Genomic DNA, 13,563 nt, shown 5'->3' on the forward strand with positions numbered 1-13,563 from the left:
GAGGATATGAAACACATGGCGATTCGCACAATTGTAAAACATCCAGATCCGATTTTGCGTGAAAAGGCAATGGTCGTAACCAAATTTAATTCCAACTTGCACAAGCTGCTTGATGATATGGCAGACACGATGTACGATGCAGACGGTGTAGGCTTGGCTGCTCCACAAGTGGGCATCTCCAAGCGTGTCATCGTGATGGATTGCGGTGATGGACTGATTGAAATGATCAATCCGGAAATCATCGAGCATGAAGGGGAGCAATACGATTATCCAGAAGGCTGCCTAAGCATTCCTGGCCTGCAAGGAGACGTTCGTCGCCACAAGTGGATCAAGCTGCGCGGTCATGATCGTAACGGGAATGTGGTTGAGCTCGAGGCAGACGACCTGTTGTCACGCTGCGCTCAACACGAGATCGATCATTTGAACGGCGTCCTCTTTATCGATGTAGCTGACAAGGTGTACAAAGTAAACCCGAACCAGGAAGGGGAATAACCATTTGAAAGATGCTCGCATCCTGTTTATGGGTACGCCTGACTTTGCTGTATCGAGTCTTACGGCTGTGCTCGAAGCAGGTTACAACGTGATTGGAGTCGTAACACAACCCGATCGTCCCGTTGGACGCAAGCAAGTACTGACGCCGCCCCCCGTGAAGGAGGCGGCTTTGCGTCATGGGCTTTTGGTATTGCAACCGGAGAAAATCAAGGCAGAGGAAGCGCTTGATGAAGTGTTGGCGCTCGAGCCTGATCTCATCATTACCGCGGCGTATGGACAAATTTTGCCTAAGAAACTGCTCGATTCCCCGAAATATGGCTGCATCAATGTGCACGCCTCTCTTTTGCCAAAATATCGCGGGGGTGCCCCGATTCATAAATCGATTGTCGAGGGAGAAGCGGAAACAGGCGTGACCATCATGTACATGGTGGAAGCGCTCGATGCAGGGGATATGCTGTCCAAGGTAGTCGTTCCGATTGAGGAGCGCGATACCGTGGGAACTTTGCATGACAAATTGGCTGCGGCAGGCTCTGAGCTGTTGATTGCCACCGTTCCGCCCCTGTTGGCTGGTGAGCTTGTAGCAGAGCAACAGGATCATTCGGCAGCGACTTTTGCCCCGAATATCAAGCGTACAGACGAAAAAATTGACTGGAGCCGTTCTGCGGAACAGATTTACAACCAAGTCCGCGGCTTGAATCCGTGGCCAGTCGCATTTACTACATGCGAAGGCAAGATTTGGAAGTTGTGGTGGGTAGAAAAGATGCCTATGTCCGGTGAAGGAAAAGAGCCGGGAACAATCATCGCCCGCGAGGAAGACGGTATCGTTGTCGCTTGCGGTAGCGGCGCAGTGAAAATAACCGAATTGCAGCCAGAAGGCAAAAAACGTATGAGCGCACTCGACTTTTTGCGTGGAGCGGGCAGCAGCATTGAAATCGGCACAAAGGTAGGAGAATAGTCCGTGGCAAAAAAGGGAGCTCGCGATATCGCCCTCGATGTTTTGAACAGGGTAGAAGAACATAAGTCCTACAGCAATCTTGAGCTGCGCAATGTCCTGGACCGGGAAAATCTCAGTGCAGCAGATGCTGGGTTGGTGACAGAGCTTGTGTACGGTACCATTCAGCGCAAATTGACGCTGGATCATGTTCTGTCCCATTTTGTCGGGAATAAAAAGGTCCAGATCTGGGTCCGCAATTTGTTGCGTCTCAGCTTGTATCAAATTCGTTTTTTGGACCGTATTCCTGAGCGCGCTGCTGTACACCAAGCAGTTGAAATTGCCAAGAAACGCGGTCATCAAGGGATTGCTTCGATGGTCAACGGTGTTTTGCGCAATGTGTTGCGCCAGCCGGATGTGTGGGGGCGTCAGCCAAAAGGCGACCGTGCCATGCAAATCGCCGTAGCCCATTCTCATCCAGAATGGCTTGTGCGTCAGTGGCTTGAGGTATATGGCGAAGAGACGACCATTGCGATTTGCGAAGCCAACAACAGAACGCCGCATAGCTCTGTCCGAGTCAATGCATGGAAAACGACGAAGGATCAATTGCTGGACAAGCTGGCGGAAGAAGGGCTGGAGGGACAAGCGTCGACGGTCAGTCCTCATGCGATTCTGATGGAGGGCGGACATGCAGCAGGCTCACGCTTGTTCAAGGAAGGCTACTTCACGATTCAGGATGAGAGCTCTATGCTCGTAGCACCAGCTCTTGCTGCCGAACCAGGCATGCGCGTACTGGATGCTTGCGCGGCACCGGGTGGAAAAACAACGCACATAGCGGAAATGATGGAAAACCGTGGGCAAATCATCGCGAGTGACGTGCATCCGCACAAACGCGATCTGATTGCGAGTGCAGCGAAAAGACTCGGGATTACGATCATCGAGCCAATCGTTAGCGATGCACTGGACCTACCTGAAAAAGCGCTGGGAACTTTCGATCGAATCCTGCTGGATGCGCCATGTACCGGATTTGGCGTGATTCGTCGCAAGCCTGATCTTAAATGGAACAAAACGCCGGAAGATGTCCGTGCGATTGCTCAGTTACAGTATGAACTGCTCAAGACATTGGCGCCGATGCTTGCTCAGGGTGGTGTCATGGTTTACAGCACATGTACGATTGAGCCAGCAGAAAACCAGGAGATTGTTCGCCGTTTTGTCGAAGAACACCCTGATTTCGTATTCGATGATACACTGGCACAAGACCTGCCTGAGGCTGTCAGAAAGCATGTCGATGAAACCGGAGCCTGCGTACAAATTTTGCCTCATCATTTCGAGAGTGATGGATTCTTTATCGCGCGATTGAAACGAAGAGGATAAGGAAATGGACGTACAAACAAGGGGTGGCGCACCAGCAGGTGGAAAATGCCACTCCTTTGCCTTTGTTTGAGGGCGCTCAGATTGGTTTACACTAGGAAAAGTGACGCATTTATGAATCTGGATGTCAAAACCGTTTGAAGCGAGACGCCCCACGAGGTACAATGATAGAATGGATTTAGGCAAGCAATGATTTTGAGGATGTGGAGATAGAATGCCATTAACGACATTTACTGGCGCAAAGCCGCTTATTTACAGTTTGACGCAAGATGAAATGAAGGAATGGCTGGTTAGTGCCGGCGACAAAGCATTTCGTGCGCAACAAATTTTTGACTGGCTATATGTAAAGCGCGTCACTTCTTTTGACGAGATGAGCAATTTGTCCAAGGAGCTGCGCCAAAAGCTGGCGGATACATTCCGCATGGAGCCACTCAAGGAAATCACGCATCAGGAGTCGCAGGATGGGACGATCAAGTTTTTGTTCCAGCTTGTCGATGGACATGCGATTGAGACAGTAATTATGCGTCATAACTACGGAAACAGCATTTGTGTCACGACACAGGTGGGCTGCCGTATCGGATGTACGTTTTGTGCATCTACACTAGGTGGACTAAAGCGTAACCTGGATGCAGGTGAAATCGTCTCTCAAGTATTGACGGCACAACGCAGGTTGGATGCGGAAGGTGAGCGTGTCAGTCATGTTGTCGTGATGGGGATCGGGGAGCCATTCGAGAACTTCGAGAGCTTGATGGCGTTCTTGTCCGTCATCAACGATAACCGTGGCTTGAATATCGGTGCTCGTCACATTACGGTTTCCACCAGTGGAATTGTACCGAAGATTTACGAGTTTGCTGAACGAGGCGGGCAAGTGAACCTGGCGATTTCTCTGCACGCTCCAAACACGGAGCTGAGAAGCCAGCTTATGCCGATCAACCGCGGCTTCCCGCTCGCTAAGCTGATGGAAGCATGCCACCATTACATTAACAAGACAGGGCGCCGTATCAGTTTTGAGTACGGTCTATTCGGCGGGAAAAACGATCAGCCCGAGCATGCAGAGGAGCTGGCCGAACTCATTGGCGATATGCTTTGTCACGTGAATCTGATCCCGGTGAACTACGTACCAGAGCGTGATTATGTGCGCACGCCACGCAATGAGATTTTTCAGTTCAAACGCATTTTAGAGGAAAAAGGAATCAATGTGACCATCAGACGCGAGCAAGGCAGTGACATTGCTGCTGCTTGCGGACAATTGAGGGCACAACACGCTAAAGAAACCGTGGGGTGATGCCATGGAAATCGCGATGAAATCCCATGTTGGCCGCGTTCGTCAGGTTAACGAGGACTATTATGCCTGTGTGACCGATTTAAACGGACGCGTGCTCGCCATTGTAGCAGATGGTATGGGTGGCCATCAGGCTGGTGATATCGCCAGTCGCCTAGCTGTTGAGCGAATAGTAAAAGAACTGCGTCACCTAGATGGGGACCTTGAAGCAGAGGACGTGCGCGAGCAATTGATGAACGCCGTCCTGCTTGCAAATAAAGAAGTCTATGAATATGCGACTGAACATCCGGAGTGCAGTGGTATGGGCACAACCGTGGTTGCTGCCTTGTTCGACCAGTCCTCCGTGATTACCGCGCATATTGGCGACAGCCGTCTGTATTTTTACAACCAAGACGGACTGGTCATGAAAACAGAAGACCATTCCCTTGTCAATGAGCTGGTGAAAAGTGGACAGATTACAGCCGAGGAGGCTTCTGTCCACCCTCACCGCAACGTTATTATGCGCTCGCTCGGGACAGAACCGGATGTGCTCATTGATCTTGGGCAGTTTGAATGGTCAGAGGGTGATGTCGTCTTGATTTGCTCAGATGGGTTGAGCAACAAAGTCAGTCATCCTTCTATAGAAGAAACTTTACAGAAACAGATATCGTTACAAGCGAAGGTGGACGGTTTGGTGCAGGAAGCACTGGATGCCGGTGGGGAAGATAACATAACGCTGGTTGCCGTACGAAATACGCTTGATGCCGGTCAGAAAGAGGGGTGAGAGAGATGGAAGGTCAACGACTGGGAGGACGATACCAAATAGAATCCCGCGTCGGTGGGGGCGGTATGGCCATTGTATACAAGGCCAAAGATTTAATTTTGAATCGTCCAGTGGCAGTCAAAGTGTTGCGTTCACAGTTTGGTACGGACGAAGATTTCGTCAATCGTTTCCGACGTGAAGCGCAGGCAGTGGCGAGCTTATCTCACCCCAATGTGGTTGGGGTGTATGATGTCGGTCAGGATGGCGATACCCATTACATGGTGATGGAGTACATAGAAGGCTATACGTTGAAAGAGGTCATTATTCAACGTGGTGCGCTGCCGGTAGAAGAGGCAGTGCGGATCGCCGAGCAAATTTGCGATGCACTCGATCATGCGCATCAAAACCAGATCATTCATCGAGATATTAAGCCGCATAACATTATGATTGGAAAAAATGGTCGGGTGAAGGTTACGGATTTCGGGATTGCGCGAGCCGTTACTTCCGCAACGATTACGCATACAAATGCGATGCTTGGCTCTGTCCATTATTTTTCGCCAGAGCAGGCACGCGGTGGGATTACCGGGGAAAAATCCGATATTTACTCGCTGGGGATCGTCTTGTACGAAATGGTGACGGGTGAACTTCCGTTTTCTGGTGATTCGCCTATATCAGTGGCGCTCAAACATTTGCAGGAGCCGCTTCCAGAGCCGCGTCAGGTCAATCCGGCTATTCCACAGAGTGTGGAAAATGTCATTTTGAAAGCGCTGGTAAAGGATCCATTTCTCAGATACGCATCCGCGAGTGAAATGCTAGAAGATTTGGAGACCTGCTTGTTCCCAGAACGATTAAACGAAGAAAAGCTAACGTTCCCGGTGGATGAAGAGATGACGCGAGTGGTGCCGATCATCACACCTGAAATGCTCGAAGGCCACACCAATGGCAAAACCGGAGGAGCGGGGCGTAGCCGCTATGAACAGCGCACAGAAGAAGAGGATGTCAAACCAGCGAAGAAACAATGGTGGGTCAAAGCGCTGCTGTGGATAGGCGGTATCGGACTGTTTTTCGTACTGGCATTCTTCGGATTTAACTTACTCTTGAATTTGTTCCCGTCCGTTCCAGAGGTGAATGTACCTCATGTGGAGGGTAGAGAAGTGTCACTCGCGGAGAAGGAGATTCAGAATGCCAAGCTGGTTGCCCGTATCGTCGAAGAGGCAGATGATACGATAGAAAAGGGAATGGTGATACGCCAGGACCCTGCACCTCCCATGCGGTTAAAGGAAAATTCCGTTGTGACCTTGTTTGTAAGCAAAGGACAACAAGAGATCAACATGCCAAATCTGGTTACGTTGCCGCGAGCAACAGCAGAGGAAGCATTGAAAAGCAATGGTTTCAAACTGGAGAATGTCACTTTCGTAGAAGAAGAGGATGACAAGGCTGAGGTAGGGACGGTTATCAAGCAGTCTCCAGCCGCAAATGAAAAGGTCTTCCCGACTAAAACAAATGTGACGGTCACGATTAGTAAAGGAAAAGCCTTCGTGAAAATGCCGGATGTCCGGAATATATCGGTAGAAGCTGCACAAGTAGAATTGTACAAGAGAGGATTGTCTGTCGGGAAAATCACCGAAGTGCCTACTTATACGACCGACAAACCAGGCATTGTTCTCAGCACTCACCCATACGATCCGGGAATGGATGTGCAAAAGGGTGTAGCGGTTCCGCTTGAGGTCAGCAATGGACAATTCCCGCAGGACGCCAAGACCGGGACTTCGCCTGTCTATCTCGATGTAATGCCGGGTGATACATTGGAAGTGCAAATCGAAGTAACGGATGCCACCGGTACGAAGGTTGTGCAGACTGAGACTGTTTCTGAAAGCAAAGAATACAACGTGCAATACGTAGTGTCGCCTCAAAAAGATGCGTTGATCAGGCTGTTGGTGAAAGGGCCGAACATGAACAACTTTATGGAGGCACAAAAGTATTCGATTTCCTATAGCAGCTTGCCATAGTGTAGTGGAGGGACATGAATGCCAGAAGGACGGATTGTGAAAGCGCTCAGCGGTTTCTATTATGTAGCCGACGAAGGGCGAATCTACAGTTGCCGTGCACGAGGGCTCTTCAAGAAAAAAGATGCAAAAGTAAACCCACTGGTTGGGGATTGGGTCGTCTACGATGTGATCAATGAGGAAGAAGGCTATATCATGGAGGTGGGCGAACGGACGAATGAGTTGGTTCGTCCGCCCATTTCCAATGTGGATCAGGCGGTACTTGTCTTTTCGATGTACAAGCCGATGTTCAGTCCGTTGCTGTTGGACAAGTTCCTGACGCACACGGAGCATGCAGGGATTGATTCTGTGATTGTATTATCCAAAGCCGATCAAGTGTCGGAAGAAGAGGTAACCGAAATCGTGGAGAAGTACGAAGCGATCGGGTACCGCGTGATTCCGACCTCAACGGCGGATGAACGCGGTGTGGAGGACGTGCGTGAGATTTTGCGGGACCGTATTTCGGTTTTTGCCGGTCAGTCAGGGGTAGGCAAATCCTCCTTGATCAACATGCTGTTTCCGGGTGTCAGCCTGCAGACAGGAGATGTCAGCCAAAAGCTCGGACGCGGAAAGCACACAACTCGTCATGTCGAGCTGATTCCGCTTGCGGGCGGCGGCTATGTGGCAGACACACCGGGCTTCAGTTCACTGGAATTTATCGATTTCTCCGAGCTTGACCTGGCGGAATCCTTCCGGGACTTTGCCGATCGCAGCTCGGAATGCAAGTTCCGTGGCTGTCTTCACGTAAGCGAGCCAGCTTGTGCTGTTCAGGCCGCGCTGGAGGCTGGAGAGATCAGTGAACAGCGCTACGAGCACTACAAACAATTTCGCGAAGAGCTAAAAGAATACCAACGGAGGAACAAACCATGGTAAAAATCGCACCTTCTATCCTATCTGCTGATTTTGCCCGTCTGGGTGACGAAATTCTCGATGTCGAGAAAGGAGGAGCAGACTGGATTCACGTGGATGTAATGGATGGACACTTCGTTCCAAACATTACGATCGGCCCTCTGATTGTGGAGGCGATTCGCCCAGTGACCAAGCTGCCTCTCGATGTACACTTGATGATCGAAGAACCAGATCGCTACATTCCGCAATTCGCGAAAAGTGGGGCGGACTGGATTACGGTTCATCAGGAAGCATGCCGTCATCTGCATCGCACGCTGTACTTGATCAAGGAGCAAGGTGTGAAAGCGGGAGTGGTATTGAACCCGGCAACACCGATTTCCACGATCGAGCCAGTCCTTGCTGATTTGGATATGGTTCTCCTCATGACAGTGAACCCTGGTTTTGGTGGACAAAAATTCATTCACAGCGTTGTACCAAAGGTTGCCCAGTTGCGTAAAATGCTGAACGAGCGTGGCTTGGGGCATGTGGAAATCGAAATCGATGGTGGGGTCAATGCACAAACAGCACGTTTGTGCGAGGAAGCAGGAGCCACTGTTCTCGTTGCGGGAAGCGCGGTATTCAATCAGGAAAATCGCGGTCAAGCGATCGCTGCGATTCGTGGACAGTAAGAATAACGCTTAGCTGCTGTAAGCTGACGACGATATGCAATCGGCGTCAGCTTTTTTGTGCTTTCCTCTGTTTATATTCCGCTCGGAATAATTTGAATATTATAATTAATCGTATGATAAATCAATTAATAATAAAAATAAAAGAATAATTATAGTTCATGCTACAAATAAAATAAAATCGAATTATTCCTGGTTTAACAAGGATTATAAGTGGTATGCGGTAAAGGTTAATTAACAAAAATAAAACATTTTGGAAAATATTGCTTTTTAATAAATATAATGATTAAATCAAATCATCCGGATAGTGGTAAATATTTCCTATCTGAGAGATACTGGCCAGTATCAAGAAATGTTGTTGCCGTCTAAAAAATTCAGGAGTTGATCAAGTATGAAATCGTTATGGAAAAACAGCGTAGCGGTTCTCACCATTCTCACCATTCTGCCATTTTCACAAACTGCTGTTCACGCTGAACAAAAACATTCGGAGTCGGTTAAGGCTTCTCAAGTAGACGTACAAACGAAAAAATTATCTATCGAAAAAGAAGGTACATTGTCAGCGGCTGAACGAGCATTCGTAGGAAAAGTAAAAGCGAAGAAGGGGGTACATCGCCAAGGCGATCTGTATGTGGTCTCCCGTGGTGAAATGCCTACCTCTGGCTATAGTTTGAAGGTTGTTGGAACAGAGCAAGGATGGGAAATGCTCACGGTTTATGTAGAGCTGACAAATCCTGCTCCAGAAGACATTGTAATGCCAGCGGTGCACACACCTTATATCATTGTACGGGCAAGCCTACCGCCTTACACAACAATGGTGTTTATGGATGCAAAAACTGATAAGGTGTTGTTCCAATAAAGTGCTTGATGGATAGAAGTGAAAAAAGACCGGATGCTTATATCCGGTCTTTTTTAGTAGGGGACATGCTATTCTCTATGCAAGATGAATGGTAATTTAAGGCTGATTCGAGGTTACATACGTACCGGCGATCAAATCATGGATTGAGCGTTTATCCTGACGAACAGCAATCATGATAGCGCTGACGATGACACCAAGACCGAGTGTAATGACGTACACGATCCCTCCGACCAAGTTGCGTAACAGCATGGTTCCGATTCCTACAGGCTCTCCATCGAGTCGGGCGATGCGAATACCGACAATTCTTTTGCCCACCGTATAGCCATGCCAAAATACAGGCACAAGGAGGCTGTACAGCGAGGAGATGATATTGGTAACAAGATTGTCTTCGGTATTGCCTGTTATGATATAGGTGATCAGCAGTAGCGGTAGTCCGACAATGATTGCATCTAGCAGCCCGGCACCGAGCCGGCGCCAAAATCCTACGGGATTGCTTGGCGATGTGGTGATTGATTCCATGTTTTCCCTCTCCTTGTTGTTCGAATAGGAATATATATGACCGCCCATTCGAAAATAGTGCAGATAAGGCTCCGTCGTTAACTAGACGGAGCCTTAATTTTCCATAAAATTATACACTTGTAAATTTATTATGACAAGGTTAAAAACATCCGGAGCATGACGGCAATCCTGCCAGGAATAGCGTCAATGACGATATGCTCATGGGAGGCGTGGGCTCCATCACCAACAGGTCCCAAGCCGTCAAGCGTTGGTGTTCCAGCATCAGCTGCGAAGTTTCCGTCGCTTGTTCCGCCTACACCTTGCTCCGTCAATTCAAAACCTTCCAGACGCGCTTGTTCCTGAGCATGCAAGAACAGTTGCTCGGTACCAGCAGTTCGTTCCATAGGAGGCTTGGTGATTCCCCCTTCCACGAACAGCTTGGCTTCCGGATGGACAGGGGTCAGCTGACTCATCAATCGGGTAATACGCTCGCTTTCCTCGCGGCTTTGGATACGAACATCAATTTCTGTCATGGCAAAGTCAGGCACGACGTTCGATGCACTTCCGCCTGTAATGGTACCGACAGACAAGGTTGTGCCCGCTTCATAATTCGTAAACGATTGAATAGCGAGGACGTGGTGAGCCAGCTCAGCAATCGCATTGATCCCCTTGGCGTGATCATTGCCTGCATGTGCAGCGCGGCCTGTTACTTTTAGAATGAAGTCTCCGCCGCCTTTGCGGCTTGTTTTCAAAGAGCCATCTCCCGCTGCGGGCTCCAGTACCAATGCATATTTACTTCTTTTTGCTTCCTCTCTAATGAGCATTTCGGAGGAAACACTGCCAATCTCTTCGTCGGTGTTCCAAAAAAAGACGAGTTTATGTTTGGGCGAAAGATTATGTTCCATCATGGCGCGCAGGGCGAAATAGCTAAAAACGATTCCTGCTTTCATGTCGTAGGTACCAGGCCCATAGAGTCGGCCATTTTCCTCACGACAAGGCTCAACGGCTAATGTTCCAATCTCTTTTACGGTATCGAAGTGACCGAGAATGAGGATTTGTTCATCGCCATCTCCATACTCCATTCGCAGTTGATTTCCGTATTGCTCTTGTGGCAAGGTCTCCACCCGACATCCTAATTGGCGAAAGCGTTCTGCGATCAGGCTGCCTAATCGATCGACAGCTTGCTTGTTATGGGTGGGTGTTTCCATCTCTACATATGTACGCAGTTCCTCGATAATTTCTGGGAGCTGCTGCCGAAAATAGGACGTCCAATTTTTCTCCATGTCAGCCTCCTGTAAATCCTTTTACTAGCACTATAAAGCCTTGTTTGCTTTTCTGCCACAAAAATAAAGATTTGTATATAAAATTCTGTATATTCCGCATTTAAAATGCAAGTAAAAAATGATTGAAATTGTTCAGATTATGAGTAAAATAATCATTGTGATGCATAAATATAAGTTTTCATGCAAATTAATGCTACGAATAGACTGCTTTATGCGTAAAAATCATAACAACGGGGGTTCATCATGAAGAAAACAAAATCATTTATTTCTCTGGCACTTACTTCCATGCTTGCGGCAGTCGTGATCGCTGGATGCGGCACAGGCAATCAGACGGCAACAGGACAAGCACCTGCGCCTTCTGCTGGCGACAAGAAAACATTGGTCATGGCTACTTCTGCTGACTATAAGCCGTATGAATATCACGATCTGAGCAGCGGAAAAGATGAGATTGTCGGCTTTGACATTGATATCGCGAAATACATTGCAAAAGAGCTCGGCTACGAACTGCAAATCAACGACATGAACTTTGACGGGCTTATTCCGGCACTGCAAACGAATCGCGCAGACTTCGTTATGGCGGGCATGACAGCAACACCTGAGCGCGCGAAGAACGCTGATTTCTCCACCATCTATTACGATGCGAAAAATACGATCGTAGCAAAGAAAGACAGCAATTTGACCAAGCCTGAGCAATTGGCTGGCAAAAAAGTGGCGGTACAGCTCGGTTCTATTCAGGAAGGGGCAGCAAAAGAACTTGCAAAGACTGTTTCCGGCTTGCAGATCACATCTCTGAACAAGCTGCCTGAGATTGTTGAAGAAGTAAAAGCGGGCCGTGTAGATGCTGCCATTATTGAGGACACGGTAGCAAAAGGCTTCGTGGCAAACAATGACTCTCTGCAATTCACCACGATTGAAGAAAATGAAAAGAATGGCTCTGCTGTTGCGTTCCCAAAAGGATCGCCGCACGTAGAGAAATTTAATGAAGTGATTAAAAAGATGCAAGACAATGGAGAAATGGACAAGCTGATTCAAAAATGGTTCGGTCAATAATCTCTCCAGACAACGAGGAATAACTGTATAAGCAGCAAGAGGGGAGAATGGGCATGAATTTGGATTTTGCACAAATCGTGCCCTATATTCCTTTCATATTGGAAGGGATAAAGGGCACGCTACTTGTTACCTTAATTTCGGTTGTATTAGGATTTTTCTGGGGCTCTATCCTCGCACTCATTAAAATTTCAAGAGTAAAATTGCTGAACTGGCTCGCGGTTGCCTATACCTCTGTTTTTCGCGGGACACCTTTGATTTTGCAGTTGACCTTTGTGTATTTTGCAACGCCTCAGCTTACTGGCTACAATATTTCACAACTGGAAGCAGCTGTTTTGACGTTTACATTAAACTCAGGTGCGTACATTTCCGAGACAATTCGTGGCGGAATTTTGGCGGTGGATAAAGGGCAGTGGGAAGCGGCCAAAGCGCTTGGGGTACCTTATCACCGGATGATGCTCGACATTATTTTGCCGCAGGCTGTCAAAAATATCTTGCCTGCTCTTGTCAATGAAACGATTGCACTCTTGAAGGAATCCGCACTCGTTTCCACGATTGGTCTTGCAGACATCATGCAGAACGCGAACGTGGTCAAAGGCACCATCTTCCGCTATTTTGAGCCATACATGATGGCCGGTATCCTGTACTATGTCATGGTTATGATCCTGACTTGGGTAGCTCGCGTACTGGAACGGAGGATGAGACTCAGTGATTAAGATTGATAACATTACGAAGTCATTCGGACAACTGAATGTATTGAAGGGCATCACGACGAACATCGGAAAAGGGGAGGTTGTCGCCATCATCGGTCCATCTGGATCGGGGAAGTCAACGCTATTGCGTTGCATCAACCTGATGGAGACACCAACGACGGGTACAATTGCAATCAACGGACAGGAAATCACGGCTCCAAAAGCTGACGTGATGGGCATTCGTCAGCAAATCGGGATGGTTTTCCAGCATTTTCACCTGTTTCCGCATATGACGGTATTGAAAAACTTGACCTATGCTCCGATGAAAGTAAAAGGCATGTCTGCGGCTGAAGCGGAACAAAAGGCGAGAGAGCTATTGGCGCGCGTAGGGCTGGCAGACAAAGCGGATGTCTTTCCATCACGTTTGTCAGGTGGTCAGAAGCAGCGTGTAGCCATTGCCCGTTCGCTTGTGATGGAGCCGCAAATCATGCTCTTTGACGAGCCGACCTCTGCCCTCGATCCAGAGATGGTCAAGGAGGTTTTGGAGGTTATGAAGGGGCTGGCTGATAGTGGAATGACCATGGCAATCGTCACGCATGAAATGCGCTTTGCTGAAGAAGTGTCAGACCGTATTTTGTTCCTCGATGATGGTCGTCTCTTGGAGGATACGCCACCAGAAGAGTTTTTCCAAAAACCAAGAAGTGAACGTGCCCAGCAGTTTTTGGAGAAGGTTCGGTAATACAACTAGCCGCAGTGCCGATGAGGCAGCGGCTTTTTTCTTTGACACGAGCATAGACTTGGGCTAGAATC

General features: G+C 48.5%; 14 protein-coding genes. 12 read left to right on the forward strand and 2 right to left on the reverse strand.

Annotated elements, in window-relative coordinates; genetic code table 11:
• Positions 1-15 precede the first annotated feature (15 nt).
• From def to C7R91_RS01925, 9 genes are all read left to right on the forward strand, one after another.
• The gene (gene def, locus C7R91_RS01885; protein ID WP_015891995.1) at positions 16-492 is read left to right on the forward strand and encodes a peptide deformylase; all 477 of its coding nucleotides are present in this window, start codon (positions 16-18) and stop codon (positions 490-492) included.
• Between the two features lie 4 nt (positions 493-496).
• Positions 497-1,447, forward strand: a complete 951-nt coding sequence (gene fmt / locus C7R91_RS01890) for a methionyl-tRNA formyltransferase (protein WP_047068191.1) — start codon at positions 497-499, stop codon at positions 1,445-1,447.
• A 3-nt stretch (positions 1,448-1,450) separates the two neighbouring features.
• Positions 1,451-2,797: a 16S rRNA (cytosine(967)-C(5))-methyltransferase RsmB gene (gene rsmB / locus C7R91_RS01895; protein ID WP_047068189.1), complete on the forward strand. Its 1,347-nt coding sequence runs from the start codon at positions 1,451-1,453 to the stop codon at positions 2,795-2,797.
• Between the two features lie 211 nt (positions 2,798-3,008).
• Complete coding sequence (gene rlmN / locus C7R91_RS01900) at positions 3,009-4,079, forward strand: dual-specificity RNA methyltransferase RlmN (RefSeq protein WP_047068187.1); 1,071 nt, start codon at positions 3,009-3,011, stop codon at positions 4,077-4,079.
• A 4-nt stretch (positions 4,080-4,083) separates the two neighbouring features.
• Complete coding sequence (locus C7R91_RS01905) at positions 4,084-4,839, forward strand: Stp1/IreP family PP2C-type Ser/Thr phosphatase (RefSeq protein WP_047068184.1); 756 nt, start codon at positions 4,084-4,086, stop codon at positions 4,837-4,839.
• A gap of 5 nt (positions 4,840-4,844) precedes the next feature.
• Entirely contained in the window at positions 4,845-6,827 is a 1,983-nt protein-coding gene (pknB, locus tag C7R91_RS01910) for a Stk1 family PASTA domain-containing Ser/Thr kinase (protein WP_047068182.1), read from the forward strand.
• An 18-nt stretch (positions 6,828-6,845) separates the two neighbouring features.
• Complete coding sequence (gene rsgA, locus C7R91_RS01915) at positions 6,846-7,736, forward strand: ribosome small subunit-dependent GTPase A (protein WP_047068180.1); 891 nt, start codon at positions 6,846-6,848, stop codon at positions 7,734-7,736.
• On the forward strand, positions 7,730-8,380 hold the full coding sequence (gene rpe / locus C7R91_RS01920) for a ribulose-phosphate 3-epimerase (RefSeq protein ID WP_047068178.1): 651 nt from the start codon (positions 7,730-7,732) through the stop codon (positions 8,378-8,380). Before rsgA ends, rpe begins: the two co-directional genes overlap by 7 nt.
• Positions 8,381-8,768: 388 nt before the next feature.
• Positions 8,769-9,233 carry a protease complex subunit PrcB family protein gene (locus C7R91_RS01925; RefSeq protein WP_047068176.1) on the forward strand — a complete coding sequence of 155 codons (465 nt, stop codon included), beginning with the start codon at positions 8,769-8,771 and terminating at the stop codon, positions 9,231-9,233.
• A gap of 96 nt (positions 9,234-9,329) precedes the next feature.
• On the opposite strand, the gene C7R91_RS01930 is transcribed toward C7R91_RS01925, so the two are convergent.
• Positions 9,330-9,752 carry an RDD family protein gene (locus C7R91_RS01930; RefSeq protein WP_047068174.1) on the reverse strand — a complete coding sequence of 141 codons (423 nt, stop codon included), beginning with the start codon at positions 9,750-9,752 and terminating at the stop codon, positions 9,330-9,332.
• A gap of 128 nt (positions 9,753-9,880) precedes the next feature.
• Complete coding sequence (locus C7R91_RS01935; protein ID WP_047068172.1) at positions 9,881-11,014, reverse strand: M20 family metallopeptidase; 1,134 nt, start codon at positions 11,012-11,014, stop codon at positions 9,881-9,883.
• Positions 11,015-11,257: 243 nt separating this feature from the next.
• On the opposite strand from C7R91_RS01935, the gene C7R91_RS01940 reads away from it, so the two are divergent.
• From C7R91_RS01940 to C7R91_RS01950, 3 genes are read left to right on the forward strand one after another with little or no spacing between them, the layout of a single operon-like run.
• A complete protein-coding gene (locus tag C7R91_RS01940) occupies positions 11,258-12,064 on the forward strand; it encodes a transporter substrate-binding domain-containing protein (RefSeq protein ID WP_047068170.1) in 807 nt (268 codons plus the stop codon).
• A gap of 53 nt (positions 12,065-12,117) precedes the next feature.
• Entirely contained in the window at positions 12,118-12,777 is a 660-nt protein-coding gene (locus C7R91_RS01945; RefSeq protein ID WP_047068619.1) for an amino acid ABC transporter permease, read from the forward strand.
• Positions 12,770-13,492: an amino acid ABC transporter ATP-binding protein gene (locus tag C7R91_RS01950; protein WP_047068168.1), complete on the forward strand. Its 723-nt coding sequence runs from the start codon at positions 12,770-12,772 to the stop codon at positions 13,490-13,492. The genes C7R91_RS01945 and C7R91_RS01950 overlap by 8 nt, the downstream gene beginning before the upstream one ends.
• Positions 13,493-13,563 lie beyond the last annotated feature (71 nt).

Source organism: Brevibacillus formosus (genome assembly GCF_003013405.1).
GTDB classification, from domain to species: Bacteria; Bacillota; Bacilli; order Brevibacillales; family Brevibacillaceae; genus Brevibacillus; species Brevibacillus formosus.